This is a genomic window from Streptomyces sp. NPDC008238 (genome assembly GCF_042956445.1).
Lineage (GTDB): Bacteria > Actinomycetota > Actinomycetes > Streptomycetales > Streptomycetaceae > Actinacidiphila.
The window spans coordinates 142,909-169,772 of record NZ_JBIBGK010000004.1; the positions used below are offsets into that span (position 1 = coordinate 142,909).

Below are 26,864 nucleotides of genomic sequence, written 5' to 3' on the forward strand. Positions count from 1 at the left end.
GCGTATCGCCGGGGGGACACTGGGTGTAGCGTGAAATGGTTACACACATACAATCAATCCGGATCAAGGGAGACCGAACAGCCGATGCCCGAGCTGAGCCGGGGCCGACGTCTGCTGGTGCTGGCGATCTGCTGCATGAGCCTGCTGATCGTCAGCCTCGACAACACCATCCTCAATGTCGCACTGCCCGCCATGCGGCGGGACCTCCACACGTCCATCTCCGGACTGCAGTGGACCATCGACGCCTACACGCTCGTGCTGGCCTCGCTGCTCATGCTCTCCGGCTCCACCGCCGACCGCATCGGCCGGCGCCGGATCTTCCGCACCGGCCTGGTGATCTTCACCGTGGCCTCCGCGCTGTGCAGCATCGCCCCCAGCCTGGAGTGGCTGGTGGTCTTCCGCATGCTGCAGGCGGTCGGCGGTTCGATGCTCAACCCCGTCGCCATGTCGATCATCACCAACGTCTTCACCGACCCGCGCGAACGCGCGCGGGCGATCGGGGCGTGGGGCGGCGTCGTCGGCATCAGCATGGCCGCCGGGCCGATCATCGGCGGCGCGCTCGTGGAGACGGTCGGCTGGCGCTCGGTGTTCTGGATCAACCTGCCCATCGGCGTGCTGGCCCTGGTGCTGACCGCGCTGTACGTGCCCGAGTCCAGGGCGCCCCGGCCGCGCCGCATCGACCCGGTCGGCCAGTTGCTGGTCGTCGCGCTGCTCGGCTCGCTGACGTACGCCATCATCGAGGCGCCCGCGGCGGGCTGGGGCTCCCCGGTCATCGTCGGCTGCCTCGTGCTCGCCCTGTGCTCCGCGATGGGCCTGGTCCTCTACGAGCGACGGCGCAGGGAACCGCTGATCGACCCGCGCTTCTTCCGCAGCGCCCCCTTCAGCGGGGCGACGGTGATAGCGGTCAGCGCCTTCGCCGCCCTCGCCGGCTTCCTGTTCCTCAACACCCTGTATCTCCAGGACGTGCGCGGGCTGTCCGCCCTGGACGCCGGTCTGCACCTGCTGCCGATGGCGGCCATGGCCCTGGTCTGCGCCCCGCTGTCCGGGCGCATCGTCGGCAGCCGCGGCCCGCGGCTGCCGCTGCTGCTGGCGGGCGTGGCCACCACGGCGAGCGGCGTGATGTTCGCCGCGCTGGACGCGACCGCCTCGGACGCGAAGCTGTTCACGGCGTACGTCCTGTTCGGCATCGGCTTCGGCTTCGTCAACGCGCCGATCACCAACACCGCCGTCTCCGGCATGCCGCGCACCCAGGCGGGCGTCGCGGCCGCGGTGGCCTCGACCAGCCGGCAGGTCGGCCAGTCCCTGGGCGTGGCGGTCATGGGTGCCGCGCTCGCCGCCGGGCTCGACCTCACGGCCTGGTGGATCATCACCGGCTGCGGTGTGGCGATCCTGGCGCTCGGCTGGCTGACCTCGGGCCGCTGGGCCGCGGGCACCGCCGAGCGCGCCGCCGAGCGGCTCAGCGCGGACGCCGCCCGCGAGCCGGTGGCTGCCCGGTGACCGGGGCCCGACCGGACGGGGCCCGACCGGACGGGTCCCGACCGGACGAGGCCATGGCCACCCGGGTGTGGCGGGGCCTGCGCACCCTCGTCCTGGAACGCAACGAGCGCCGCCGCGAGGTCGCCGACGCCCTCGGGATGAGCTTCTTCCGGGTCAAGGCGCTGCGCCGGATCGCGGCGGCCCCCGTGACCCCCGGGGACCTCGCCGCCGACCTCATGACGGACCGCCCCTACGTCACGCTCGTCGTCGACGACCTCGCCCGGCGGGGTCTGGTGGAACGCACGCCGCACCCGCGGGACCGGCGCCGCAAGCTCCTGAGCGTCACCCCGGCGGGCGCCGCGGCCGCGGGGGAGGCCGACCGCATCCTGGGCACTCCCCCGCCCGGCCTGGTGGAACTGGACCCGGAGGAACTCGCGGTACTGGACCGGGTGGTGACCAAGCTGCTGGGGCCCGCGCAGGGCTGAGGCCCGGGGGCCGTGGGCGGCCCCGCGGCGCGGCACTACCGCCGGTGGGGGTCCGCGCTCCCCGGCGCGTGCCGCGACCGCCACTCGCTCGGGCTCACGCCGTACGCCGTCTTGAACACGCGGCTGAAGTGGGGCGCGCTGGCGAACCCCCACCGGTGGGCGATCGCCTCGATCGTCATGAACTGATGTGCCGGCGAGGCCAGTTCCCTCCCGCACTCCTCGAGGCGCTGTGTGCGCATCCACTCGCCGAGGGAGATGCCCGCCCGGGACAGGGTCAGGTAGAGCTGCCGTACGGAGACGTGGTGCTCGGCGGCGATGCGTGCGGCCGTCAGATCGGGTTCCGCCAGGTGGAGGCGGACGTACTCCTGGACCTGCCGGAGGAGCGTGCTGTTCACCGGTGCCCCGGTCAGGTCGTCACGGCCCAGGAGGATGCCCACCACGCCCCTGACCAGGCCGACGCAGGGCTCCGCGAACAGGGCGGTCTCGGCCTCGCCGGCAGCGGCCCGGTCACGGGCCAGCCGGGTGAAGAACGCCGCCGCGGCAGCCACGACCGGGCGTTCCGCACCGAGTCGCACGGCGGTGACCTGTTCGAGCAGGGACGGCCGCAGCCCCAGGACGTCCGTGGGGACGCGTACGAGGACCGAGTGCATCGCGCCGTCGAAGAGGACCTCGTAGGGCTTCGCGTTCTCCAGCACCACGAACTCCCCCGCCCGCACCACCTCCTGCCTGCCCCCCTGGAGGAAGCGGGAGACCCCCGCCGTCTGGAGGTGGACGAGCACGTGCGGCACCAGGTCCTCGTCCACCGGGGCGGCGGCACGGCGGAGGCCGGCCACGTTCCAGCGGATCTCGGAGACCTTCACCGGCCCCACCGCGTTGGTGGTGACATCGGCCCGCAGGTGATCCGGGTCCGCCGGAAGGTCCACCCCTATGCGGCCGTTGACGGACCACGAGAACGCACGGATCGCGTCCGCCCGGTCGCCGGGGGCCAGCGACGCCACGTCGAGTCGATCTGCCATGCGGGCCTCCCCTGAAACGGTCGCGGAGCCTGCGTTGCGGGGCAGGCCTCCACGGTACTGCGGCGCCGGCGGCCGGCGGCCGGCGTCCGGCGTCCGCGGTGGCGACGCCGGAGGCCGCGCGGGGGTGGGCGGGGAAAACCGGGGGCCGTTGTCGGTGCCCGGCGGTAGCGTCACGCACATGACGACGCAGATCACCGAGCCCCGCGACGCCCGTTCCCGGGCGGCGCTGACGAAGCTGACCGCGCGCGGCGTCCGGGCCAGGTACCTGTTCTTCTGGGGCCACCGGCCGCAGCGCGACGGCGGCGTGGGCGCGGGCTGCCTGAGCCAGTGGTGGCCCTCGGAGTTCACCGTCGACGGTGTCGGCTACGCCACGGCGGAGCACTGGATGATGGCCGGCAAGGCCCGCCTCTTCGGGGACGAGGAGACCCTCGCCCGCATCCTCGCCGCCCCGCACCCGCACGCCGCGAAGAAGCTCGGACGCCAGGTGCGCGGCTTCGACAACGCGACCTGGGAACGGCACCGCGAGGAACTAGTCGTCGAGGGCAACCTCGCCAAGTTCGGCCAGGACCCGGCGCTGCGCGACTACCTGCTGGGCACCGGCTCGCGCGTGCTGGTCGAGGCCAGCCCGGTGGACCGCATATGGGGCATCGGCCTGGCGGCCGACGAGGACGGCGCCGACGACCCCGCGCGGTGGCGCGGCCTGAACCTGCTGGGCTTCGCCCTCATGGAGGCGCGGCAGCGGCTGCTCACACCGGCATCGGCATAGCGCTCGGCGCGGACACGGCCATCTCGTAGAGCCGGTCCAGACGTTCGCGGGTCGCGGCGTCCGCCGGGGAGTAGGTGACCAGCCGCGGGCCCTGGCCGGGGCCGAGCCACAGGTGCGTGAAGTGGAAGGTCAGCAGGCCGACCCGGGGGTTGAGGAAGCGCTTGGTGCGGTTCTCCGGTTCCTGCACCTCGTGCCGCTCCCACAGCTCGCAGAACTCAGGGGAGGCCTGCTCCAGCCGCTTGACCAGGGACTTCCACGCGGGCTCCGCCAGGTGCTCGGCCATCGCCGCACGGTACTTGGCGACCAGTTGCCGGCTGGTCTCGTGCCAGTCGGGCAGGCCCTCGCGCCAGGCGGGGTCGGTGAAGGCCAGCCACATGATGTTGCGGTCCTCGAAGGGGAGCCGGTCGAGGTCGTCGACCAGCCGCCCGTAGGTGCGGTTGTGGGCTATGACGTCGGTGCGGCTGTTGAGGACCGCGGCCGGCAGCGGCTCCAGCTTCGCCAGCATCTCCCGGATCTGGTCCGACATCCCCGGGCACTGGGCACGCGGATTGGGGTCCGGGACCCCGGCGAGCAGGAAGAGGTGGGTGCGCTCGTTCGGGTCCAGCATCAGGGCCCGGGCGATGGAGTCGGCGACCTGCGCGGAGATCTGGATCTCGCGGGCCTGTTCGAGCCACGTGTACCAGGTGACCCCGACCGCGGCCAGCTGCGCCACCTCCTCACGGCGCAGCCCGGGGGTGCGCCGTCGGCGGCCGGGCGGGAGTCCGACCTGCTCCGGGGAGATCCGTTCACGGCGGCTGCGGAGGAAGGAAGCGAGCTCGCTCCGCGCGGCGGCGCTGGGAGACGTCATACCTCCAGGGTGCCTGACTCCCCAGGCCATTTCCAGGTGGTCGCGATACCCGGATAAACGGTCTCTGGTACCCCCCTGGGAACAAGGTCATCGTGGCATACGTGACCGATCACAACGAAGCATCCCTCTCCGCCGGCCTCGGTTCCCGCGCCCAGGTGCGGCCCCGGGTCATCCGGGTCGGCGCCACCGGCCCGGCGCCGGCCGCGAGAATCACGCCACCGGCCGCCGAGGCGCCGCCCGGCCACGCCGCACCGGCGCTCGGCCCGCTGGGCCTGTTCACCGTGCTGCTGGGTGCGGCGCTCCCGCTCATCGACTTCTTCATCGTCAACGTCGCCCTGCCCGCCATCGAGACCGACCTGCACGCCGGTGCCGCCGTCCTGGAGCTGGTCGTGGCCGGCTACGGCGTGGCGTACGCCGTGCTGCTGGTGCTCGGCGGCCGGCTCGGCGACTCCTTCGGCCGCCGCCGGCTCTTCCTCGCCGGCATGGCGGCCTTCGGCCTGACCTCGCTCGCCTGCGGCCTGGCCCCGAACGCGTGGGTGCTGGTGGGCGCCCGCGTCGCACAGGGCGCGGCGGCCGCGCTGATGCTGCCCCAGGTGCTGGCCACCATCCACTCCGCGACCTCCGGCCACCGCAGGGCCAAGGCGCTCAGCCTGTACGGCGCGACCGCGGGCCTGTCCATGGTGGCGGGCCAGATCCTGGGCGGCATCCTGGTCGCCGCGGACATCGCGGGCACCGGCTGGCGCGCGGTGTTCCTGGTCAACGTGCCGGTCGCGGCGGCCGGTCTGCTGCTCGCGGTGCGTTCGGTGCCGGAGACCCGTTCCGACCGGCCCACTCCGGTCGACCGCCCCGGCACCCTGCTGCTGGCGGTGTCCCTGGTGACCCTGCTGGCTCCGCTGACCGAGGGCCGGGCGGCCGGCTGGCCGGTGTGGACGTGGGTGTCGCTGACCGTCTTCCCGTTCGCGGCCCTGGCGTTCTTCCTGGTCGAGCGGCGGGCCGACCGGGCCGGGCGGATCCCGCTCGTGCCGCCGAGCCTCTTCGCGCTGGCCGGGATGCGGCGGGCGCTGCCGCTGCTGGTGCCGTTCTCCATCGGCTTCGGCGGCTTCATGTTCGTGATCGCGGTCGCACTGCAGCAGGGCCTGCGGTACGGGCCGGTGGAGGCGGGCGCCACGCTGGTGCCGATGGCCGTGGCGTTCTTCCTGGCCTCGCTGGCCGGGCCGCGCCTGGTGGGCCGGTACGGCGGGCGCGTGGTCACGGCGGGCGGCGTGCTGCAGGGTGTCGGCGTCGCCGTGCTGGCGCTGACCGTGGCCCGCAGCTGGCAGCCCGGGATGACGGCGTGGGCCCTGCTGCCGGGTGTCGCGGTCGCCGGCCTCGGCCAGGGGCTGCAACTGCCCGTGCTGTTCCGGCTGGTGCTCGCGGACGTACCCGGCGAGCGGGCCGGTGTCGGCAGCGGCGTCATGGTGACCACCCAGCAGTCGGCGCTGGCCCTGGGCGTGGCCACCCTCGGCACCCTCTTCCTCTCCCTCGTCCCCTCGCACGGGACCCGGCAGGCGCTGGTCGTGGTGCTGCTCGTGCAGCTCGCGGCGGTTGCGGTGACGGCGCTGGCCAGCCTGCGGCTGCCGGGCGAAGTGGCCTGAGGGACCGCGGGGCGGGGACCGGGACCCGCGAGCCGGCCCTGCGGATCGGTCCCGCGGGAATGCGACGGGCGGAACATGTGCTGACAGATATTGAAATCTGTCAGTGCATGTGTCACTGTTGTCAGCGTCCCCACCCGACCTCCCCCTCCCCACCAAGGAGCCCCCTTGCAGAACCGCACCCTCGGTTCCACCGGCCCCACCGTCTCCGCCCTCGGCCTCGGCGCCATGGGCATGTCCGCCCTCTACGGCGAGACCGACCGCGGCGAGGCCGTCGCCACCGTCCACGCCGCCCTCGACGCGGGCATCACCCTGATCGACACCGGCGACTTCTACGCCATGGGCCACAACGAGATGCTCGTCGGCGAGGCTCTGCGCTCCGCCGGCGCCCGCCGCGACAACGCCCTGGTCAGCGTCAAGTTCGGCGCGCTGCGCGACCCCGCCGGCACCTGGCTGGGCTACGACGGGCGCCCGGCCGCCGTGAAGAACTTCGCCTCGTACTCGCTGCAGCGCCTCGGCACCGACCACATCGACGTCTACCGGATCGCCCGGGTCGACCCCACCGTCCCGATCGAGGAGACCGTCGGCGCCATCGCCGAGCTCGTCGAGGCCGGCTACGTGCGCCACATCGGCCTGTCCGAGGTCAGCGCCGCCACACTGCGTCGCGCGGCCGCCGTGGCGCCGATCAGCGACCTGCAGATCGAGTACTCGCTGATCTCCCGCGGCATCGAGGACGAGATCCTGCCCACCGCCCGCGAACTGGGCATCGGCGTCACGGCGTACGGCGTGCTGTCCCGCGGCCTGATCAGCGGGCACTTCACCCGCGACCGGCAGCTGGCGGGCAACGACTTCCGCGCCATGAGCCCCCGCTTCCAGGGCGAGAACCTGGAGCACAACCTCGGGCTCGTCGAGGCGCTGCGCAAGATCGCCGAGCAGCGGGGCGTCACCGTGGCGCAGACCGCCATCGCCTGGGTGCTGTCCCGGGGCGAGGACATCGTGCCGCTGATCGGCGCCCGCACCCGCGAGCGGCTGGCCGAGGCGCTGGGCGCGCTGGAGGTCACCCTGGACGCCGCCGACCTGGCGGCGATCGAGGAGGCGGTCCCGGCCGGCGCGGCCGCCGGCGAGCGCTACCCGCACGCGCAGATGGCGCACCTGGACAGTGAGCGGCGGCACTGACGGGCACCGGCCCGGTACTGGGACAATGGCGAGCATGCCACCCGAGACGCTGACCGCCGAACGCATCCTCGAGACCACGGAAGAGGTGCTGCGCCGCTACGGTCCCGCGAAGGCGACCGTGGTCGACGTGGCCCGCGCCCTCGGGGTCAGCCACGGCAGCGTCTACCGGCACTTCCGCACCAAGGCCGCACTGCGCGAGGCGGTCACCCAGCGGTGGCTGGACCAGGCCCACGCGCAGTTGTCGGCGATCGCGGAGGACGGCGGCCGCCCGGCGCCCGCACGGCTGCACGCCTGGCTGGAGGCGCTGTTCGCGGCCAAGAAGCGCAAGGCGGGCGGCGACCCCGAGCTGTTCGCCACCTACATGGCGCTGACCGACGAGCACAGCTCCGTGGTCGCCGAGCACGTCGCCATCATGGTCGGGCTGCTCACCCGGATCGTCCGGGACGGCGTGGCCGGCGGGGAGTTCGCCGCCGGCGACCCGGAGGCCGCCGCGCAGGCGGTGTGGGACGCCACCGTGCGCTTCCACGACCCGGCGTACGCCGGCGACTGGTTCGCCCCGGGCATCGACGCGGCGTTCTCCGCGGTCATCGACCTGGTCCTGCGCGGTCTGCGGCCCTGAGCGCCGCCCGTACGGGCCCGTTCACGCACGAAGGCGCCCGGCCACCCCTCTCGGGGTCGGCCGGGCGCCTTCGTGCGTGCGTCCGGGACGGTCCCTAGCAGCCGAGCAGCCGGCCGCCGAGGTAGGCCTCGACCTGGTCCAGCGAGACGCGCTCCTGCTTCATCGTGTCGCGCTCGCGCACGGTGACCGCGTTGTCCTCGAGGGTGTCGAAGTCGACGGTCACGCAGAACGGGGTGCCGATCTCGTCCTGGCGACGGTAGCGGCGGCCGATGGCGCCGGCGTCGTCGAACTCGATGTTCCAGTGGCGGCGCAGGTCGGCCGCGAGGCCCTTGGCCTTCGGCGAGAGCTGCGGGTTGCGCGACAGCGGTAGGACGGCGACCTTGACCGGCGCCAGACGCGGGTCGAGGCGCATGACGGTGCGCTTCTCCATCACGCCCTTGGCGTTGGGGGCCTCGTCCTCGTTGTACGCGTCGAGCATGAAGGCGAGCATGGCGCGGTTGAGACCCGCCGCGGGCTCGATGACGAACGGGAAGTAGCGCTCGCCGGCCTCCTGGTCGAAGTACGACAGGTCCTGGCCGCTGGCCTGGCTGTGGGCCTTGAGGTCGTAGTCCGTGCGGTTGGCGATGCCCTCGAGCTCGGAGAACTCGGTGCCGCCGAAGTTGAAGCGGTACTCGATGTCGGTGGTGCGCTTCGAGTAGTGGGAGAGCTTCTCCTTGGCGTGCTCGAACCAGCGCATGTTCTCCTCGCGCAGGCCGAGGCCCCGGTACCAGTCCCAGCGCTGCTGCATCCAGTACTCGTGCCAGGTCTCGTCCTCGCCCGGCTTGACGAAGAACTCCATCTCCATCTGCTCGAACTCGCGGGTCCGGAAGATGAAGTTGCCGGGCGTGATCTCGTTGCGGAAGGACTTGCCGGTCTGGGCGATGCCGAACGGCGGCTTGCGGCGCGAGGTCTGCTGCACCTGGGCGAAGTTGGTGAAGATGCCCTGCGCGGTCTCGGGGCGCAGGTAGGCGACCGCGCCGGAGTCCTGGGTCGGGCCCAGGTGGGTGGAGAGCAGGCCCGAGAACTGCTTGGGCTCGGTGAAGGTGCCCTTGTTGCCGCAGTTGGGGCAGTTGAGGTCGGAGAGGCCGTTGGCCGGCAGGTGCCCGTGCTTGGCCTCGTACGCCTCCTCCAGGTGGTCGGCGCGGTAACGCTTGTGGCAGGAGGTGCACTCGGTGAGCGGGTCGGTGAACGTGGCGACGTGGCCCGAGGCCTCCCAGACCTCGCGGGCCAGGATCACCGAGGAGTCGAGGCCGACCACGTCCTCCCGGGAGGTGACCATCGCGCGCCACCACTGACGCTTGATGTTCTCCTTCAGTTCGACGCCCAGCGGTCCGTAGTCCCAGGCGGCCTTCTGACCGCCGTAGATCTCGCTGCAGGGGAAAACGAAGCCACGGCGCTTGCTCAGGCTGACGATGGTGTCGATCTTGTCGGCGGCCACGGTGCTCTCTTCAGACGACGAAGCGGTCGGTGAGGTCCGCCGGATCGCGTGCGGTCCGGCGAATACCTCAGATTACCGGCGGGTGCGGGGCCTGTATCAAATCGGTTCCACGGTCCGGGAGCGTCGGGCGGGCCGCCGGGTCCGGCCACGGAGTCAATTGACAATCGTTTCCAGTTTTGTTGAAAATGGGTGTCATGAACATAGGTCGTGCTCTCGTCCCCCTCGCCGCCGTCGCCGGGCTGGTCGCCCTCTCCGCCTGCTCCACCGCGGGCGGGACCGCGCAGGACGGCAAGCTGGCGGTCACGGCGTCCTTCTACCCGATGGAGTTCCTCGCCGAGCAGATCGGCGGCGGGCACGTCCACGTGACGGGACTGACCAAGCCGGGGACCGAGCCGCACGACCTGGAACTCACCCCCCGGCAGACCGGCGAGCTGGGCGAGTCCGACGTCATCGTCTACCTCAAGGGCCTGCAGCCCGCCGTCGACGACGCGATAGCCCAGTCCGGCGTGAGGACCGTCGTCGACGCCGCCGCACTGACCCCGCTGGAGGACCACGGCACCGAGGTCGACGGCCATCACCACACCACCGGGGACAACGACACCGGGCACGAGGGCGAGGACGAGGACGCGGGCGCCGACCCGCACATCTGGCTCGACCCGGTCCGCTACGCCCAGGTCGCCGAGGGCGTCGGCAAGGCCCTCGCCGAGGCCGACCCGGACCACGCCGCAACGTACGGGAAGAACACCGCCGCGCTGGTGAAGAAGCTGGACGCGCTGAACACCGGGTTCGAGGACGGGCTGAAGGACCGCACCTCGGACACCTTCATCACCACCCACGCCGCCTTCGGCTATCTCGCCGAGCGCTACGGGCTGGTCGAGGAGGCGATCAGCGGCATCGACCCGGAGTCCGAGCCCAGCGCGGCCCGGATGAAGACGCTGCACACCCTCGCCGAGGACAAGGGCGTCAGCACCGTATTCTTCGAGACGCTGGCCAGCGACCGGACCGCCAGGACCCTCGCCGGCGACCTCGGCCTGAAGACCGCGGTGCTCGACCCGATCGAGGGCATCACCGACAAGTCCGCGGGCCGCGACTACTTCGAGGTCCAGCGGAGCAACCTCCAGGCCCTGCGCACGGCGCTGGGCGCGAAGTGAGGCCATGATGACGGAGCCCGGTACGGAGGCTGGAATGGACACGGTCATATCGATGCGGGGTGCGGCCGCCGCGCTCGGCTCACGGCCGGTGCTGCGCGGCGTCGACCTGACCGTGCGGCGCGGCGAGGTCGTCGCGTTGCTCGGCGCCAACGGCTCGGGCAAGTCCACCGCGATCCGCGCCGTGGTCGGCCAGGTGCCGCTCACCTCGGGCGCCCTGGAGCTGTTCGGCACCCCGCTGAACCGTTTCCGCGACTGGGCCCGGATCGGCTACGTGCCGCAGCGCACCACCGCGGCCTCCGGCGTCCCCGCCACCGTCCGCGAGGTCGTCTCCGCCGGGCGGCTGGCCCGGACCAGGCTGGGCCTGCCCCGCAAGGCGGACCGCAGGGCCGTGGAGCACGCCCTGGAGCTGGTCGGGATGGCCGACCGGGCCGGCGACCCGGTCGAGGCGCTCTCCGGCGGCCAGCACCAGCGGGTGCTGATCGCCCGTGCGCTGTCCGTCGAGCCCGAGCTGCTGATCATGGACGAGCCGATGGCCGGCGTCGACCTGGCCAGCCAGGAGGTGCTCGCCGGGACGCTGCGCGAACAGGTCGCGGTGGGCACCACCGTGCTGCTGGTGCTGCACGAACTCGGACCGCTGGAGCCGCTGATCGACCGCGCGGTGGTGCTGCGCGACGGCTGCGTCGTCCACGACGGGCCCCCGCCGAAGGCCCAGGGGCAGCACGCGCTGCCGGGCCACGACCACGTCCACCCGCACGCGGGCCACGCGGCCGAACCGATCCGGACGGGGCTGTTCTGATGGAGCTGTTCTCCTACGCCTTCATGCAGCGGGCGCTGATCGCCGCCGTCCTCGTCGGCATCACCGCCCCCGCGATCGGCATCTACCTCGTCCAGCGCCGGCAGGCGCTGCTGGGCGACGGCATCGGCCACGTCGCCCTCACCGGCGTCGGCCTCGGCTTCCTGCTCAGCGCCAACCCGGTGTGGATGGCGACGGCCGTGTCGGTCGCCGGCGCGGTCGTCATGGAACTCATCCGCTGGTACGGCAGGACGCGCGGCGACATCGCGCTCGCCATGCTCTTCTACGGCGGCATGGCGGCCGGCGTGATGTTCACCTCGCTCGCGCCGAACGGCTCCAACGCCAACCTCCTCACCTACCTGTTCGGCTCCATCACCACCGTCTCCCCGCAGGACATCACCACGATCTGCCTGCTGGCCGGCTTCGTGGTGCTGGTCACCGTGGGCCTGCGGCGGCAGCTGTTCGCGGTCTCCCAGGACGAGGAGTTCGCCCGGGTGACCGGCCTTCCGGTACGGCTGCTCAACCTGCTGGTCGCCGTCACCGCCGCGGTCACGGTCACGGTCGCGATGCGGGTCGTCGGGCTGCTGCTGGTCAGCGCGCTGATGGTGATCCCGGTCGCCGCCTCGCAGCAGATCGCCCGCAGTTTCGCCACGGCGTTCGCGCTGTCGGTCGTGATCGGCGTGGTGGTCGCCTTCTCCGGGACGGTGACCTCGTACTACGCCGACGTGCCCTCCGGGGCGACCATCGTGCTGCTGGCCATCGGCGTGTTCGTCGTGCTGACGCTGCTGGCGGTACCGCTGGCGAAAAAGCGTGCACGCCGTGCCGCAGGGGACGCGACACGGTGCACCCTGGAGGTACCCGCGGCGCGTCCGACCGAGGACGACGTCCGGGTATGAGCGCCCGGCCTGGCAGAATGACCGACCGAACCCGACCGAGTAGGAGGCCACCGGTGACGACCGCCAAGCCCCCCGTCCGCGGACGATCGACCCGGCAGCGTGCCGCCGTCGCCGCGGCCCTCGCCGAGGTCGACGAGTTCCGCAGCGCCCAGGAGCTGCACGACCTCCTGAAGCACCGGGGCGACTCGGTCGGCCTCACCACGGTCTACCGCACGCTGCAGTCCCTCGCCGACGCCGGCGAGATCGACGTGCTCCGCACCGGGGACGGCGAGTCCGTCTACCGGCGCTGCAGCAGCGGTCACCACCACCACCTGGTCTGCCGGGTCTGCGGCAAGGCCGTCGAGGTCGAGGGCCCGGCGGTCGAGAAGTGGGCCGACACCATCGCCGAGGAGCACGGCTTCGTCGACGTCGCCCACACCGTGGAGATCTTCGGCACCTGCGCCGACTGCGCCGGCTGCGGCGGGCCCGTGCGGGCCTGATCCCGCGCCGGTCAGCGGTCGTAGCAGAGGTACGAACCGTCGTCGGCCCGGGAGACCGCGTCGTACGACCAGCAGTGCAGGACGGGCCCGACGGTGTACATCCGCCACGCGAGGAGCGCGGCCAGGCACAGGGCCGCGCCGCGCGCCGCCCTTGAACGCCGGACCGCCACCGCGACCCCGCCCGCGGCGAGCAGGGCCGCGAGCGCGCACAGGTAGACGACCAGCGGAGCGGTGTTGTCGCGCAGGCCCAGACCCGACTCCATGTCCATCGCGGCGAGGAAACCGAGCATCACCAGGCAGGCGCCGGCCGCGAAGAGCACCGCCGCGCCGCAGCCGCGCCCGGCGGCCACCGCTCGCGCCGCGCCACCGCGCCTGCCGTCCATGCCCCTCCCCCGTGACCGCGGTCGCCCGGTGGGCGACCGCGGGGTGACTACGCGCCGTCCGCGCCGCTCTCCTCGCCCGGCTGCTGCTCGTTGGGGATCGCGCCGCCGAAGCGGCGGTCGCGGGAGGCGTACTCCAGGCACGCGCGCCACAGGTCGCGGCGGTCGAAGTCCGGCCAGAGGACGTCCTGGAAGACCATCTCGGCGTAGGCGGACTGCCAGATCAGGAAGTTGGAGGTGCGCTGCTCGCCGGAGGGGCGGACGAACAGGTCCACGTCCGGCATGTCCGGGTGGTACATGTACTTGGCGAGGGTCTTCTCGTTGACCTTGGAGGGGTCGAGACGACCCGCCTTTATGTCCTCGCCCAGGCGCGCCGCCGCGTCGGCGATCTCCGCGCGGCCACCGTAGTTGACGCACATGTACAGCGTCATCGCGTCGTTGTCGCGGGTCATCTCCTCCGCGACCTGGAGCTCCTTGACGACCGACTTCCACAGCCGGGGCATGCGGCCCGCCCAGCGGATGCGGATGCCCATCTCGTGCATCTCGTCGCGGCGGCGGTGGATGACGTCCCGGTTGAAGTTCATCAGGAAGCGGACCTCGTCGGGCGAACGCTTCCAGTTCTCGGTCGAGAAGGCGTACAGCGAGAGGTTCTTGACCCCCAGCTCCAGGCAGCCCTTCAGGACGTCCAGCACGACGGACTCGCCGACCTTGTGCCCCTCGGTGCGGGGCAGACCGCGCTCCTTGGCCCAGCGGCCGTTGCCGTCCATCACGATGGCCACGTGCTGGGGGACCAGCTCGCCCGGGATCTTGGGGGGCTGCGCGCCGGACGGGTGCGGGTCGGGAGCCCGGTACTCGCGCCGGGGACGGCTCAGAATCCCGCGTACTGCCATGACCTTGCTCTCCACTTCCTGTGCCTCACGACTTGGTGCTGCCGGGGCCGCCGGGTACCGCTACTTCTCGATGAAACGCAGACTGCGCAGGCCGCGCTCCAGGTGCCACTGCAGATACGCGGCGACCAGTCCGCTGCCCTCCCGGCAGTGGCGCGGTTCGCACGCGTCGGCGGTCTCCCAGTCCCCTCCGAGCAACGCGCCGAGGAGTTCCAGTGACTCCAGTGAGGGTACGACGCTTCCGGCCGGGCGGCACTCGCCGCATACGACTCCTCCCGCGGCGACCGAAAAGAACCGGTTCGGGCCGGGCATCCCGCACTTCGCGCAGTCCCCGAAGCTGGGCGCGTAGCCGTTGACCGCCAGCGAGCGCAGCAGGAAGGCGTCGAGCACCAGGCGTGGGTCGTGCTCACCGGCGGCGAGGGTGCGCAGTCCGCCGACCAGCAGCAGGTACTGCTGCACCGCCGGTTCGCCCTCGTGGTCGGTGAAGCGCTCGGCGGTCTCCAGCATCGCCGTGCCCGCGGTGTAGCGGGCGTAGTCGGTGACGATCCGACTGCCGTAGGGGGCGATGATCTCGCCCTGGGTGCACAGCGGCAGGCCCCGGCCGACGAGTTCCCCGCCGCGTGCGAAGAACTGCACGTCCACGTGGGAGAAGGGCTCCAGCCGCGCCCCGAACTTGGACTTCGTCCGCCGCACTCCGCGGGCCACCGCCCGCACCCGGCCGTGCCGGCGCGTGAGCAGGGTGATGATCCGGTCCGCCTCGCCCAGCTTCTGGGTGCGCAGCACGATGCCGTCGTCGCGGAACAGACTCATGCGCCCATTCTCCCGTACGGAGCGACCGGTCCGGCCCGGGTCGTACGCTACGGCCCATGTCGATCACCGCAACCGTCGCCGTGCTGCTGATAGCGGCCCTGCACATCTACATCCTGGTCCTGGAGATGTTCCTGTGGACCACCCCGCGCGCCCGGGCCGCCTTCGGCACCACCGAGGAGTTCGCGCAGGAGAGCAAGGCGCTCGCCGCCAACCAGGGGCTCTACAACGGATTCCTGGCCGCCGGCCTGGTGTGGGGCGCGGTGGCGTCCGACCCGGTGGGCTTCCAGGCGAAGGTGTTCTTCCTCGTCTGCGTGGCGGTCGCCGGCCTGTACGGGGCCGCGACCGCGAGCCGCCGGATCCTCTTCGTGCAGACCGTCCCGGCGCTCGTCGCCCTGGCCCTGGTGCTGGCGGCCCGCTGAGGCACTCCGTCACGCACGGGTGTCACCCGCGCGTGGTGCGAGCGGACCGCCCGGAGCTGGGGCACCGGGACCCGCGGTCCTCCGCCGGGGGGCGGTCAACCGCCGGGCCCCGCCGTCCCGCCGGGGGCGACCAGGCCCGACTCGTAGGCCGCGATCACCAACTGGGCGCGGTCGCGGGCGGCGAGCTTGCCCATGATCCGGCTGACGTGCGTCTTGGCGGTGAGCGGGCTCAGTCCCAGCGCCTCGGCGACCTCCGTGTTGTTCAGGCCCCGTGCGACGAGGGTGAGCACCTGCCGTTCCCGTTCCGACAGCACGGCGAGCCGTTCCGGGGCCGGGCCGCCCGACGGCGGGCCCTCGGGCAGGCGCAGCACCCGGGCGATGAGCCGCGCCGTCGGTCCCGGCGAGAGCAGCGCGTCGCCCGCGGCGACCGTGCGGATGGCGTCGAGGAGGTCGGCGGGGCGGGTGTCCTTGACGAGGAAGCCGCTGGCCCCGGCGCGCAGCGCGGGCAGGACGTGGTCGTCGGTGTCGTACGTGGTGAGTACCAGGACCCGGACACCGGCCAGGTCCTCGTCCGCGGCGATCAGCCGGGTGGCCTCGATGCCGTCGAGGTCCGGCATCCGGATGTCCATGATCACCACGTCGGCGCGGCCGGCGCGGGCCGCCGCCACGGCCTCCCGCCCGGTGGCCGCGTGCCCGACGACCCGCATGTCGGGTGCGGAGTCCACGAGCATCGCGAAGGCCTCGCGGACCAGGGTCTGGTCGTCGGCGAGCAGGACGCGGATCACGCCGGGTCCCCCACGAGCGCGCCGCCCCCGCCGAGCGGCAGGACGGCCGCCACGGTGAAGCCGCCCTCCGGGCAGGGACCGGCCGTCAGGGTGCCGCCGACGCTGCGGGCCCGCTCGCGCATGCCGATGAGGCCGTAGCCGGCCGGGGCGGGTTCCTCCTGCGGCGGCGTGGCCGGCACCACGGCCCGCCAGGGACGCCACCTGCCGTCCTGCTGCCGCGGGACGGACGCCTCCGCCTCCGCGCACCCGGGGCCGTCGTCGGTGACCGCGACGCGCAGGGCGGCCGCCTCGGCGTCCAGGAGGACGCCCACCCGCACCCGGGTGCCGCCGCCCGCGTGCCGGACCGCGTTGGTCAGGGCCTCCTGCACGATCCGGTACGCCGCCGCACCGATGGCCGGGGGCACCCCGTCGGCCTCCGGCGCCACCGCCAGCTCCACCCGGGCCCCGGCGGCCTCCGCGGACCGGGCCAGGTCGGTCACCCCGGCCAGGCCCGGCAGCGGGCCGCGCTCGTCGTCGCCGCGCAGCACCTGCAGCGTGGCGCGCAGTTCCGTACGGGCGTCGCGGCAGGTCTCCGCGATGTTGTCCAGGGCCCCGGCGACGGCCGTGCGGTCCAGCCGGTCCGGGTCGGCGAGCAGCACATGGGCGGCGACCGAGGTCTGCACGCCGATCACGGTGATGCTGTGGGCCAGCAGGTCGTGCAGGTCCCGGGCGATCCGCAGGCGCTCCTCGGCGACCCGGCGGGCCGCCTCCTCCCCACGGGTGCGGATCGCCCGCTCGGCGCGCTCCACGACCGCCGCCACGTACTTGCGCTGGATCCGCACCGCCTCGCCGACCAGGGCCATCGCCAGCACCCAGCCGCCGCTGCGGAGCATGTCGGAGACGGCGTGCCGGTTGGGGGTCGCCGCCATCACCGACGCCATGATCCCGACGACCACCGTCACCGTCGGGAAGGTCCGCAGCGGCGGCCCCGCCACGGCCAGCGAGTACACCGCCACCATGCTCGCCGGCACGACGGCCACGTGGAGGTTGTCCAGGGCGTGGTAGGGGCCGACGATCAGGACGGTCGCGATCATCACGGCCATCGGCACCCGCCGCCGCGCCGTCAGCACCAGCGCGCCGGCGACGAGCAGCGTCCACCCCAGCGCGTCCGGCCGGTGCCCGTTGCGGTCGGGGAAGAACAGGGCGAGCGCGCACTGCGCCGCCAGCACGGCGACGGCCAGGAGGACGTCGCCGTGGGAGGCGAGGACGATACGTGGCTGCTTCGGCACGGCTCCATCTTCCGTCACGGGGTCGGGGCGTTCCCAGGGTGCTGCGACGGCCGGCCGAGCCCGCCCGGCCACCACACCCGCCGTCCCAGCAGCAGGCTCGCCGACGTGACGAGGTAGGTCCGCACCAGGAAGGTGTCCAGCAGCACCCCGACCGCGATGACGAAGCCCATTTCGACCAGCGACACCAGGGGCATGGCCAGCAGCACCGAGAAGGTCGCCGCCAGCACCAGCCCGGCGGAGGCGATGACCCCGCCCGTCGTGCGCAGCGCGGCGAGGGCCGCGGCGGCCGGATCGGCACCGGCGCGGGACTCCTCGCGCATCCGGTGCATCAGGAAGATGCCGTAGTCGACGCCGAGCGCGACGAGGAAGACGAAGGAGAGCAGCGGCAGCCCGGGGTCCGTCCCGCCGAAGCCGAAGAGCGGGCCGAAGACCAGTCCGCCGATGCCCAGCGCCGCCCCCCACACGGCGACCACCGCCGCGACGAGCAGCAGCGGCGCGACGAGGCTGCGCAGCAGCACGACGAGGACCAGCAGCACGGAGAGCAGGACGAGCGGCACCACGAGCAGGCGGTCCCGCGCACTGGTGTCGGCGAGGTCCAGTTGCTGGGCGCCCGGCCCGCCGACGTACGCCCCGTGGCGGCCGCCCAGCTCCGCGCGCAGCGCCTTGACGGTGGCCGCCTCGGCCGCCGAGTCCGGCAGGGCCCGTGCGGTGACCGACAGTTCGGTCCAGCCGCCGCCGCTGCGGCCGCGTTCCACCGCGGTGACGCCCTCGGTCGTCCGGGCGGCGGCCGCGACCTCGCCGGCCCGGCCGGCGGGCGCCATGACGGTGATCGGCTGGGCGCCGCCGTCGCCGTCCGCGCGGGCGAGGGTGCGCATGGCCGCGACCGACTCGGGGGCGCTGGTGAAGGCGTCGTCGTTCCCCAGGCTCCCGGGCAGGTTGACCGCGCCGAGCGCCAGCGCGCCCAGCAGGACCGCCCCGCCCGCGAGCACCGCGAGCGGCCGGCGGGCGGCGGAGCCGCCCATCGCGGTGAACAGCCCGCGCCGCGTGGGCGGCCGGCTCCCGTACGCCGGGACCAGCGGCCAGAAGACCCGGCGGCCCAGCAGCACCAGCAGCGCGGGCAGCAGGGTCGTCATGGCCGCCAGCGCGCACAGCACCCCGACCGCGGCGATCGGGCCCATGCCCCGGCTGCTGTTGAGGTCGGCCGCGAGCAGGCACAGCAGGCCCGCGGCCACCGTCGCGGAGGAGGCCAGCACCGCGGGGCCGCAGCCGCGCAGCGCGGCGCGCATGGCGTCGTACGGGCGCGGTACGCGCCGCAGTTCCTCGCGGTAGCGGGAGACGAGCAGCAGCGCGTAGTCCGTTCCGGCGCCGAAGACGAGGATGGTCATCACGCCCTGGCTCTGGCCGGTGACGGTGATGCCGAAGGCCCCGTGGAGGCCGTGCACCGCGGCCATGGCGGTGGCGTCGGCGACGCCCGCGACCAGCAGCGGCAGCAACCACAGCAGGGGGCTGCGGTAGATGAGGATCAGCAGGACGGCGACGACGGCCACCGTGGTGTACAGCAGCGGCCCGTCCAGCGAGGAGTAGACCTCCTTCATGTCGGTGGCGACCGCGCCGGGCCCGCCGACCTGGACGGTCAGTCCTCCGCCGCCGTTCGCCAGCGCGCGTACGTCCTCGACGAAGGCCGCCGCGGCCGCGTCGTCCCGGCCGGGCTCGGTACTGGCGACCGGGTACGTCAGCGTGCTGCCGTCCTGGGAGGGAACGCCGCGCGGCGTTCCCTGGCCGGTGAGCCGGTGCGCCGCCGCGACGGCGGCGACCTGCTCCGCGGCCGTGGCCCGGTCGGCGGCGGTCAGACCGCCGTCGCGGTGGTAGACGACGAACAGTTCGGTGGCCTCGCCGCCGGGCAGCGCCTCCTGCAGTTCGGCCACCCGCGTCGAACCGGCGTTCGCCGGGAGGTAGTCGACGGCCCGGTTCTGCTGGTCCCCGGCGAGGCCACCGGCCATGGGCCCGGCGAACGCGAGCACCGCGAGCCACAGCACGAGCACCCCCCAGGGCACCAGGCGTGCCGCGCGCCCTCCGTCCCGTCCGCGCCGCGCCGGCGCCTGCTCCGGCGCGTCCGCCGTGCTCCTCGTGCTCGTGGCCCCCATCTCGGGCCTCCCTCCGGGCCGGTGGTCTGGTCGCTTCCAGACTCCCGGCCGCGGAGCGCCGTTTCGTCGGGCCCGAGGGCGAGCCGCGCGTTACTGCCCGGGGTGCGGGACGGCTCCCGTTACTCCCCGGGGAGTACGCCCGGCGGCGGTTCGGCACCGCCGGGCGGCGGGGGCGGGCGGGTCAGGACGGCGTGCGGGCCGCGGCTTCCAGGATGCGCTCGGTGTCCGCGCCGACGAGGCCCAGGCAGCGGCCGACGGCACCGAGCACCTCGCGCTCGGCGGGCAGGTAGGGACCGTCGGCGAGGGCGATGAGGGCGCCCTGGAGCAGGATGTGCTCGCGGCCCTGGGGGGCGAGGTGGCGGGAGAGGGGTTCCAGGGCCTCGTGGAGCTCGATGGACAGCCAGCTGCCGCAGCCGTCGAGGGCGTCCGCGAGCCCGTCGGCGTCCAGGGCGTCGGAGGCGCCGGGGAACCGGCCCTCGTCGGCGACGATCGCGGCGAGCAGACCGAGCAACTGGTCCTCGGTGCAGTCGGTGAACCCGGCCGAGCGGACCGCGCCGACGGCCGCCTCGCGGGCGCCCCGCCCCATCGCGCCGCCGGCGGTGAGCACGGCGAGGGCGACGGTGTGGACGGCGTCGCGGAGCATGGCGGAGAAGACGGTGGTGGTGGGCTGTTCCAGGACCTCCGGGCCGTGGTGCGTACGGCACACCACGCACTCCACGACCGTGCCGGCCGAGCCGCGCGGCAGCAGGGGCAGGCCCAGCACGGTCAGCCGCCGGGTGCCCGTGCGCCGTCGGTAGCCGCGGTCCCCGCCGCAGCCCGCGCAGAAGAACTCCCCGTCACCTTCGGTGTGCCAGACCGTTCGCACGCCCAAGATGCACAAGCCCTTGATCTGGAGCACTTCGCACCCTCCGGCCAGCATCCCGATTACACCGGTTCGTCCCATTACGCGCCGTAGGCGTGGGTAACGCTCCGGCAACGGCGCCGCAATGACGTGATGTTAGCCACATGAGCGACGCGCAGTCAGTACCACGGGAGGGCCGAATACAAGAATCGGCCACGGCGCCCGGGCGGGCGCCGTGGCCGGTTCACCGTCCGCGGTGGCCAGGCCGTGTCGTCAGATGAGCTCCCCCAGCTACCGCTGGGAGGTGCCCCCACCGCCCGCAGGGCGGGCCCCACGGCTCCCCCAGCTTGCGCTGGGAGGTGCCCCCTGGTGCGGTGCATCGCAAGGCGGAGGATCGTCCTCGTAGTGGGCTACTCGGACGATTCGACAACGCAGCGTGGGGGCACCTCCCAGCGGAGCTGGGGGAGTGCCGTGCCAGGCGCCGTGGGGCAGGCGCGCATGTGACGACACGGCCTAGCGCGCCGCGCGGTTGACGGCGGAGACGACCGCCTTCAGCGAGGCGCGGGTGGTGTTGGCGTCGATCCCGATGCCCCACAGGACCTTGCCGTCGATGGCGCACTCGATGTACGAGGCGGCCTGGGCGCTGGCGCCCTCGCTCATGGTGTGCTCGGTGTAGTCCAGCAGTCGGGCGTCGACCCCGACCGAGGCCAGCGCGTCGAAGAACGCGGAGATCGGGCCGTTGCCGGTACCGGTCAGGGCCGTCGCGGCACCGTCCACGACCGCCTCGACGGTCAGGGTGTCGGTGCCGTCGCTGCTGGTCGAGGTCTGCGCCGAGCGCAGGACGATGCGGCCCCAGGTGTTGGCCGGGGTGGGCAGGTACTCGTCCTCGAAGATCGCCCAGATCTCCTTCGGCGTGACCTCGCCGCCCTCGGCGTCGGTCTTCGCCTGGATGATCTTCGAGAACTCGATCTGCATGCGGCGCGGCAGGTCCAGCTTGTGGTCGTTCTTCAGGACGTACGCGACGCCGCCCTTGCCGGACTGCGAGTTCACGCGGATCACGGCCTCGTAGGAGCGGCCGACGTCCTTGGGGTCGATCGGCAGGTACGGGACCGCCCACTCGATGTCGTCGACCGTCTTCCCCTGGGCCGCCGCGTCGGCCTCCATGGCGTCGAAGCCCTTCTTGATGGCGTCCTGGTGGGAGCCGGAGAAGGACGTGTAGACCAGGTCGCCCACGTACGGGTGGCGCGGGTGGACCTCCATCTGGTTGCAGTACTCGGCGGTGCGGCGGATCTCGTCGATCTGCGAGAAGTCGATCATCGGGTCCACGCCCTGGCTGAACAGGTTCATGCCCAGCGTGACCAGGTCGACGTTGCCGGTGCGCTCGCCCTGGCCGAACAGGCAGCCCTCGATGCGGTCCGCGCCCGCCATCAGGGCCAGTTCCGCGGCGGCGACGGCCGTGCCGCGGTCGTTGTGCGGGTGGACCGACAGGCACACGTGCTCGCGGCGCGACAGGTTCCGCGACATCCACTCGAAGCGGTCCGCGTGCGTGGAGGGCGTGGAGCGCTCCACGGTCGCCGGCAGGTTCAGGATGATCTCGCGGCCCTCCTCGGGCTGCCAGACGTCCATGACCGACTCGCAGACCTCCAGCGCGAAGTCCAGCTCGGTGTCGGTGAAGATCTCCGGGCTGTACTGGTAGCCGAAGACGGTCTCGTCGCCCAGGACCTTGTCGGCGTACTCCATGACCAGCCGGGTGCCGTCCACGGCGATCTGCCGGATCTGCTCCTTGGAGCCGCGGAAGACCACCCGGCGGAAGGTCGGGGCGGTCGCGTTGTACAGGTGCACGGTCGCGCGCGCCGCGCCGCGCAGCGACTCCACGGTCCGCTCGATCAGCTCCTCGCGGGCCTGGGTCAGCACGGAGATCGTGACGTCGTCGGGGATCGCGCCCTCTTCGATGATGGAGCGCACGAAGGCGAAGTCGGTCTCGCCGGAGGCGGGGAAGCCGACCTCGATCTCCTTGTAGCCCATCGACACCAGCAGGTCGAACATCGCGCGCTTGCGGGCCGGCGACATCGGGTCGATCAGGGCCTGGTTGCCGTCGCGCAGGTCGGTGGACAGCCAGCGGGGGGCCTTGGTGACGCGCCGGTCGGGCCAGGTGCGGTCGGGGATCTCCACGGCCTCGTACGGCTTGTACTTGTGCACCGGCATCGCGGTCGGACGCTGACGCACGGTCGCGGCGGTGATGGGCGTGGGGCGGCCGACGGCGTTCGGGGTGGACATCTGCGGGGGTGCTCCTCGGTTGCGGCTGTGAGGCGGCCGACCGGCGCTGGTGCAACGCCAAACCCCGCGGGGAGGGAGTCGACCTGGACTACAGGCCCTCGCCGCGGCAGCTAAGAAGAAGCAGCCCGAAACGCATGATGCGATCGACCATAGCCGAGCCCCCGGGGACCCTGCAGCCGCTGCGGCGTTCTTCTCAGTATGCAAGACCGCCCGTGATGGCATGAAAAACACAGAACTTCCCCCCTTTTCGTGGATCATGGTGACACCTAGTGACAGACAGTGAGCACCGTGCCACATTGCCCTGATGGAGCAGACACCTGTTTTCTGCACGATCGTGCCGCCGCACATCCTCGACGAGGTCGCCCGCAACGAGGACCGCGCGCTGGCCGCACCCGCCCGCCGCACCCTGGAACGCGACGCCGCCGAGCGCACCCGCCGCCGGCTGACCACCGTCATCGGCGCCCTCCCGGTGACCGGGGCGGAGCCCTCGGACCGGCCGCGCCGCACGATCGGCGACGCTGAGCACGGCACGGACCTGCCGGGCCGCACGGTCCGCGGCGAGGGCGACCCGGCCCCCGCCGACGACACCGTCAACCGGGCCTACGACGGGCTGGGGGCGACGTTCGAGCTCTACCTGACGGCGTACGGCCGCCACTCCATCGACGACGCCGGGCTGCCGCTGGACGCCACCGTCCACTACGACCGCGACTACAACAACGCCTTCTGGAACGGCCAACAGATGGTCTTCGGGGACGGCGACGGGGAGCTCTTCCTCGACTTCACCCTCCCCCTCGACGTCATCGGCCACGAACTCACCCACGGCGTCACCCAGTACACCGCCAACCTGGACTACTTCGGCCAGTCCGGCGCCCTCAACGAGTCGATGTCCGACGTGTTCGGCTCCCTCATCAAGCAGTACGCGCTCGGCCAGTCCGCCGACGAGGCCGACTGGCTGATCGGCGCCGGGCTGCTCGCCCCGCGTGTCACGGGGGTGGCGCTGCGCTCCATGAAGGCCCCCGGCACGGCGTACGACGACGACGTCCTCGGCAAGGACCCGCAGCCCGGTCACATGGACGCCTACGTCCGCACCTCGCGGGACAACGGCGGCGTGCACATCAACTCCGGCATCCCCAACCGGGCGTTCCACCTGTGCGCCACCGCCCTGGGCGGCAACGCGTGGGAGCGGGCCGGCCTGGTCTGGTACGACGTGCTCACCGGTGGCGCCCTGTCGCCGCGGGCGACGTTCGCCGAGTTCGCCCAGGCGACGGTCGCCGCGGCCGCCGGGCGCTTCGGCGAGGGCGAGGAGCACACGGCGGTGGTGAAGGCGTGGTCGGAGGTCGGCGTCCCGGCCGCCGTCAACGGCAGCGACGTGCCGCGGCAGTCCCCCGCCCCGGAAGGTGCGCGACCGCCCGCGCAGGGGTAGACGTCCGCCATGCGCATACAGGTGATCCGCTCCGGCGGTTTCGCGGGGATCGAGCGCCGGGCCGTGCTGGACACCGCCGGCCGGCCCGACGCCTTCCGCCTGCACGCCCTGGCCCGCGACGTCCTCGCCGCGGCCCCGGACGAGCCTCCGCAGGGCGTGCCGGACGGCTTCCACTACGAGATCACGCTCGACGGCCGCACGGTGCGGTGCGCCGACCCGTGGCTGACGGAGGAACAGCGCGAACTGGTCCGGCTGGTGCTGAAGGAGGGCGCGTAACCGATGAGCGGGTACCCGACCGGGCTGCGCAGCCTGACCGACGAGGTGACCGTCCCCTCGCTGCCGGTACGCGGACGGCTGCCGCGGTGGCTGGAGGGGGTCCTGCTGCGCAACGGACCCGCCCTCTTCGAGGCCGGCGGACACCGCTACCGGCACTGGTTCGACGGCCAGGCGATGCTCCACCGGTTCGCGATCGAGGACGGCCGGGTCTCCTACGCCAACCGCTTCCTGGACGTGCCGAGCAGCCGCACCGCCCGGCACGAGGGCCGCATCGCCTACCAGGAGTTCGCCACCGACCCCTGCCGCTCCCTCTTCGCCCGGTTCTTCACCCCCTTCCTGCGCAGGCCGTCCGGGAACGCCAACGTCAGCGTCGCCCGCTTCGGCGAGCGCTTCGTCGCGCTGACCGAGACCCCGCTGCCCGTGGAGTTCGACCCGAGAACGCTGGAGACGGTCGGCGTCGTCGGCTACGAGGACGCGCTCGCCGGGCAGTGGACCACCGCCCACCCGCACCAGGACCCGGTCACCGGCGAACTGGTCAACTTCGTCGCGCGCTTCGCGCGGCGCAGCGAGTACCGCGTCTACCGCCAGTCCTCCGACGGCACGGCCCGCCGCAGGCTGCTGGGCAGCCTGCCCGTGTCCCGGCCCGGCTACATGCACAGCTTCGCGATCACCGACCGCCACGTGGTGCTGGTGGAGTTCCCGCTCGTCGTCAACCCGCCGGCGCTGCTGCTCAGCGGCCGGCCCTTCATCGAGAACTACCGCTGGCGCCCGGAGCGCGGGACCCGCTTCATCGTCATGGACCGCCGGGACGGCACCGTCCGCCGGGTCGCCAAGGGCCCGGCCTTCTTCGCGTTCCACCATGTCAACGCCTTCGAGGACGGCGACGCGCTGGTGCTGGACCTGTGCGCCTACGAGGACCCGTCCGTCATCGACGCCCTCTACCTCGACCGGCTGCGCGAGGGCGGCGGCGTCCCGCAGGCCCGTCCGACGCGGTACCGGATCGGCGCCGACGGCGCGGTGACCGCCGAACGGCTCGGCGAGGAGCCGATGGAGCTCCCCCGGATCGACTACGGGCGGTGCAACGGCCGCCCCCACCGCTTCGCGTACGGCGTCGGCAGCCGCGACGGGCGGGGCGGGAACTTCGCCGACCAGCTGGTGCGGCTCGACACGGCCGACGGCGGCACGCTCACCTGGTGGGAGGAGGACTGCCACCCCGGGGAGCCGGTCTTCGTCGCGGACCCGCAGGCCCCGGCGGAGGGCGAGGGCGTGGTGCTCTCCGTCGTCCTCGACGCCGCGGCCGGCTCGTCCTTCCTGCTGGTGCTGGACGCCGCCTCGTTCCGCGAACTGGCCCGCGCCGAGGTCCCGCACGCGGTGCCCTTCGGCTTCCACGGGGTCTTCAGCGGCACGGAAGCCGCCGGGGGTGCCCCCGCCGGCACGGCCTAGAAGCCGAGCTTGCGCAGCTGCTTGGGGTCGCGCTGCCAGTCCTTGGCGACCTTCACGTGCAGGTCGAGGAAGACCGGGGTCCCGAGCAGCGCCTCGATGTGGCGGCGGGACTTGGTCCCGACCTCCTTCAGCCGGGCGCCCTTGGGGCCGATGATGATGCCCTTCTGGCTGGGGCGCTCGATGTAGATGTTGGCGTGCACGTCCAGCAGCGGCTTCTCCGCCGGGCGGTCCTCGCGCGGCAGCATCTCCTCGACCACGACGGCGATGGAGTGCGGCAGCTCGTCCCGCACGCCCTCGAGCGCGGCCTCGCGGATCAGCTCGGCCACCATCACCTGCTCCGGCTCGTCGGTGAGGTCGCCCTCCGGGTAGAGGGCCGGGCCCTCCGGCAGCAGCGGGACGAGGAGGTCGGCGAGGAGGGAGACCTGCCGGTCGCCGACCGCGGAGACCGGGACGATCTCGGCCCACTCGATGCCCAGTTCGGCGCCGAGCCGGCTGACGTCCAGCAGCTGCTCGGCGAGCCGCTTGGAGTCCACCAGGTCGGTCTTGGTGACGATGGCCACCTTGGGGGTCTTGCGGACCTCGGCCAGCTCCTTGGCGATGTAGCGGTCGCCGGGGCCGAGCTTCTGGTCGGCGGGCAGGCAGAAGCCGATCACGTCGACCTCGGCCCAGGTGGTGCGGACGACGTCGTTGAGCCGCTCGCCGAGCAGGGTGCGCGGCTTGTGCAGACCGGGCGTGTCGACGAGGACCAGCTGCGCGTCCGGACGGTGCACGATGCCCCGCACGGTGTGCCGGGTGGTCTGCGGCCGGTTGGAGGTGATGGCCACCTTCGTGCCGACCAGAGCGTTGGTCAGGGTGGACTTGCCCGCGTTGGGGCGGCCCACGAAGCAGGCGAAGCCGGCCCGGTGGGCGGGGGTGGGGGTCGTCTCGGTGCGAACGCTCATGGCGACCATTGTCCCTGATCCACCGGGCCCGGCTGACGCCCCCGGGCCGCGGCCCGGGCCCCGCGTGCCCGGTACGGGGACCGCCCGCCGCGCGCAGGGGCGGTCCTCGGGGCCGCGTCCTCCCCGCTGACCTGTGCGTTCCGGCCGGGTCGCGGCGC

At 73.0% G+C, this 26,864-nt stretch carries 26 protein-coding genes; 14 read left to right on the top strand and 12 right to left on the bottom strand.

Annotated features, from left to right (window positions below; all coding sequences use genetic code 11):
• Window positions 1-84: 84 nt before the first annotated feature.
• On the top strand, window positions 85-1,497 hold the full coding sequence (locus ACFZAU_RS12985) for an MFS transporter (protein ID WP_500461557.1): 1,413 nt from the start codon (window positions 85-87) through the stop codon (window positions 1,495-1,497).
• Window positions 1,498-1,550: 53 nt separating this feature from the next.
• On the top strand, window positions 1,551-1,961 hold the full coding sequence (locus tag ACFZAU_RS12990; RefSeq protein WP_500552178.1) for a MarR family winged helix-turn-helix transcriptional regulator: 411 nt from the start codon (window positions 1,551-1,553) through the stop codon (window positions 1,959-1,961).
• Between the two features lie 35 nt (window positions 1,962-1,996).
• Here ACFZAU_RS12990 and ACFZAU_RS12995 read toward each other — a convergent pair whose 3' ends face one another.
• The gene (locus ACFZAU_RS12995; RefSeq protein WP_500552179.1) at window positions 1,997-2,977 is read right to left on the bottom strand and encodes a helix-turn-helix domain-containing protein; all 981 of its coding nucleotides are present in this window, start codon (window positions 2,975-2,977) and stop codon (window positions 1,997-1,999) included.
• Between the two features lie 178 nt (window positions 2,978-3,155).
• Here ACFZAU_RS12995 and ybiA point away from each other — a divergent pair, with 178 nt between their 5' ends.
• Window positions 3,156-3,743, top strand: coding sequence for a riboflavin biosynthesis intermediates N-glycosidase (gene ybiA / locus ACFZAU_RS13000; protein ID WP_500552180.1), 588 nt, complete (start codon window positions 3,156-3,158; stop codon window positions 3,741-3,743).
• Here ybiA and ACFZAU_RS13005 read toward each other — a convergent pair.
• Window positions 3,724-4,590, bottom strand: a complete 867-nt coding sequence (locus ACFZAU_RS13005; protein WP_500461561.1) for a helix-turn-helix transcriptional regulator — start codon at window positions 4,588-4,590, stop codon at window positions 3,724-3,726. The genes ybiA and ACFZAU_RS13005 overlap by 20 nt on opposite strands.
• Before the next feature lie 209 nt (window positions 4,591-4,799).
• On the opposite strand from ACFZAU_RS13005, the gene ACFZAU_RS13010 reads away from it, so the two are divergent.
• The 3 genes from ACFZAU_RS13010 (at window position 4,800) to ACFZAU_RS13020 (ending at window position 8,016) form a co-directional block, all read left to right on the top strand.
• A complete protein-coding gene (locus ACFZAU_RS13010; RefSeq protein ID WP_500552323.1) occupies window positions 4,800-6,224 on the top strand; it encodes an MFS transporter in 1,425 nt (474 codons plus the stop codon).
• 165 nt (window positions 6,225-6,389) lie between these two features.
• Entirely contained in the window at window positions 6,390-7,397 is a 1,008-nt protein-coding gene (locus ACFZAU_RS13015) for an aldo/keto reductase (protein ID WP_500552181.1), read from the top strand.
• A 34-nt stretch (window positions 7,398-7,431) separates the two neighbouring features.
• Window positions 7,432-8,016, top strand: a complete 585-nt coding sequence (locus tag ACFZAU_RS13020; protein WP_499598833.1) for a TetR/AcrR family transcriptional regulator — start codon at window positions 7,432-7,434, stop codon at window positions 8,014-8,016.
• 94 nt (window positions 8,017-8,110) lie between these two features.
• On the opposite strand, the gene ACFZAU_RS13025 is transcribed toward ACFZAU_RS13020, so the two are convergent.
• Window positions 8,111-9,493, bottom strand: a complete 1,383-nt coding sequence (locus ACFZAU_RS13025) for a glycine--tRNA ligase (RefSeq protein WP_500552182.1) — start codon at window positions 9,491-9,493, stop codon at window positions 8,111-8,113.
• 194 nt (window positions 9,494-9,687) lie between these two features.
• Between ACFZAU_RS13025 and ACFZAU_RS13030 the strand changes: the two genes are divergently transcribed.
• Genes ACFZAU_RS13030 through ACFZAU_RS13045 form a run of 4 tightly spaced genes read left to right on the top strand, consistent with a single transcriptional unit; the run spans window position 9,688 to window position 12,812 of the window.
• Window positions 9,688-10,644 carry a metal ABC transporter substrate-binding protein gene (locus ACFZAU_RS13030; protein WP_500552183.1) on the top strand — a complete coding sequence of 319 codons (957 nt, stop codon included), beginning with the start codon at window positions 9,688-9,690 and terminating at the stop codon, window positions 10,642-10,644.
• Between the two features lie 4 nt (window positions 10,645-10,648).
• Window positions 10,649-11,440 (top strand): metal ABC transporter ATP-binding protein, encoded by a 792-nt coding sequence (locus tag ACFZAU_RS13035; RefSeq protein WP_499598839.1) that lies wholly within the window; start codon window positions 10,649-10,651, stop codon window positions 11,438-11,440.
• On the top strand, window positions 11,440-12,333 hold the full coding sequence (locus ACFZAU_RS13040) for a metal ABC transporter permease (protein WP_500461565.1): 894 nt from the start codon (window positions 11,440-11,442) through the stop codon (window positions 12,331-12,333). Before ACFZAU_RS13035 ends, ACFZAU_RS13040 begins: the two co-directional genes overlap by 1 nt.
• Window positions 12,334-12,386: 53 nt before the next feature.
• Window positions 12,387-12,812 carry a Fur family transcriptional regulator gene (locus tag ACFZAU_RS13045; RefSeq protein ID WP_500552184.1) on the top strand — a complete coding sequence of 142 codons (426 nt, stop codon included), beginning with the start codon at window positions 12,387-12,389 and terminating at the stop codon, window positions 12,810-12,812.
• A gap of 11 nt (window positions 12,813-12,823) precedes the next feature.
• Here the strand turns inward: ACFZAU_RS13045 and ACFZAU_RS13050 are convergent, their stop codons facing one another.
• Genes ACFZAU_RS13050 through recO form a run of 3 tightly spaced genes read right to left on the bottom strand, consistent with a single transcriptional unit; the run spans window position 12,824 to window position 14,889 of the window.
• The gene (locus ACFZAU_RS13050; RefSeq protein ID WP_500552185.1) at window positions 12,824-13,195 is read right to left on the bottom strand and encodes a hypothetical protein; all 372 of its coding nucleotides are present in this window, start codon (window positions 13,193-13,195) and stop codon (window positions 12,824-12,826) included.
• A gap of 47 nt (window positions 13,196-13,242) precedes the next feature.
• Window positions 13,243-14,082 carry an isoprenyl transferase gene (locus tag ACFZAU_RS13055; protein ID WP_499598843.1) on the bottom strand — a complete coding sequence of 280 codons (840 nt, stop codon included), beginning with the start codon at window positions 14,080-14,082 and terminating at the stop codon, window positions 13,243-13,245.
• A gap of 60 nt (window positions 14,083-14,142) precedes the next feature.
• Window positions 14,143-14,889, bottom strand: a complete 747-nt coding sequence (recO, locus tag ACFZAU_RS13060) for a DNA repair protein RecO (protein WP_500552186.1) — start codon at window positions 14,887-14,889, stop codon at window positions 14,143-14,145.
• 56 nt (window positions 14,890-14,945) lie between these two features.
• Between recO and ACFZAU_RS13065 the strand changes: the two genes are divergently transcribed.
• The gene (locus ACFZAU_RS13065) at window positions 14,946-15,308 is read left to right on the top strand and encodes a DUF1304 domain-containing protein (protein ID WP_500552187.1); all 363 of its coding nucleotides are present in this window, start codon (window positions 14,946-14,948) and stop codon (window positions 15,306-15,308) included.
• Window positions 15,309-15,403: 95 nt separating this feature from the next.
• On the opposite strand, the gene ACFZAU_RS13070 is transcribed toward ACFZAU_RS13065, so the two are convergent.
• From ACFZAU_RS13070 to leuA, 5 genes are all read right to left on the bottom strand, one after another.
• Complete coding sequence (locus tag ACFZAU_RS13070; RefSeq protein ID WP_500552188.1) at window positions 15,404-16,093, bottom strand: response regulator transcription factor; 690 nt, start codon at window positions 16,091-16,093, stop codon at window positions 15,404-15,406.
• Window positions 16,090-17,361 (bottom strand): sensor histidine kinase, encoded by a 1,272-nt coding sequence (locus ACFZAU_RS13075; protein WP_500552189.1) that lies wholly within the window; start codon window positions 17,359-17,361, stop codon window positions 16,090-16,092. The genes ACFZAU_RS13070 and ACFZAU_RS13075 overlap by 4 nt, the downstream gene beginning before the upstream one ends.
• 14 nt (window positions 17,362-17,375) lie before the next feature.
• Window positions 17,376-19,505 (bottom strand): MMPL family transporter, encoded by a 2,130-nt coding sequence (locus ACFZAU_RS13080; protein WP_500552190.1) that lies wholly within the window; start codon window positions 19,503-19,505, stop codon window positions 17,376-17,378.
• Window positions 19,506-19,686: 181 nt separating this feature from the next.
• On the bottom strand, window positions 19,687-20,424 hold the full coding sequence (locus ACFZAU_RS13085; protein WP_499598850.1) for a TerB family tellurite resistance protein: 738 nt from the start codon (window positions 20,422-20,424) through the stop codon (window positions 19,687-19,689).
• A gap of 435 nt (window positions 20,425-20,859) precedes the next feature.
• The gene (gene leuA / locus ACFZAU_RS13090; protein WP_500552191.1) at window positions 20,860-22,623 is read right to left on the bottom strand and encodes a 2-isopropylmalate synthase; all 1,764 of its coding nucleotides are present in this window, start codon (window positions 22,621-22,623) and stop codon (window positions 20,860-20,862) included.
• Between the two features lie 304 nt (window positions 22,624-22,927).
• Here leuA and ACFZAU_RS13095 point away from each other — a divergent pair, with 304 nt between their 5' ends.
• The 3 genes from ACFZAU_RS13095 to ACFZAU_RS13105 are packed head-to-tail and all read left to right on the top strand — an operon-like array spanning window position 22,928 to window position 25,765.
• Window positions 22,928-24,046: a M4 family metallopeptidase gene (locus ACFZAU_RS13095; RefSeq protein ID WP_500552192.1), complete on the top strand. Its 1,119-nt coding sequence runs from the start codon at window positions 22,928-22,930 to the stop codon at window positions 24,044-24,046.
• 9 nt (window positions 24,047-24,055) lie between these two features.
• Complete coding sequence (locus ACFZAU_RS13100; protein ID WP_500552193.1) at window positions 24,056-24,322, top strand: protealysin inhibitor emfourin; 267 nt, start codon at window positions 24,056-24,058, stop codon at window positions 24,320-24,322.
• A 3-nt stretch (window positions 24,323-24,325) separates the two neighbouring features.
• On the top strand, window positions 24,326-25,765 hold the full coding sequence (locus ACFZAU_RS13105; RefSeq protein WP_500552194.1) for a carotenoid oxygenase family protein: 1,440 nt from the start codon (window positions 24,326-24,328) through the stop codon (window positions 25,763-25,765).
• Here the strand turns inward: ACFZAU_RS13105 and era are convergent.
• The gene (gene era, locus ACFZAU_RS13110; protein ID WP_500552195.1) at window positions 25,762-26,715 is read right to left on the bottom strand and encodes a GTPase Era; all 954 of its coding nucleotides are present in this window, start codon (window positions 26,713-26,715) and stop codon (window positions 25,762-25,764) included. The two genes, ACFZAU_RS13105 and era, sit on opposite strands and share 4 nt — an antisense overlap.
• Window positions 26,716-26,864 lie beyond the last annotated feature (149 nt).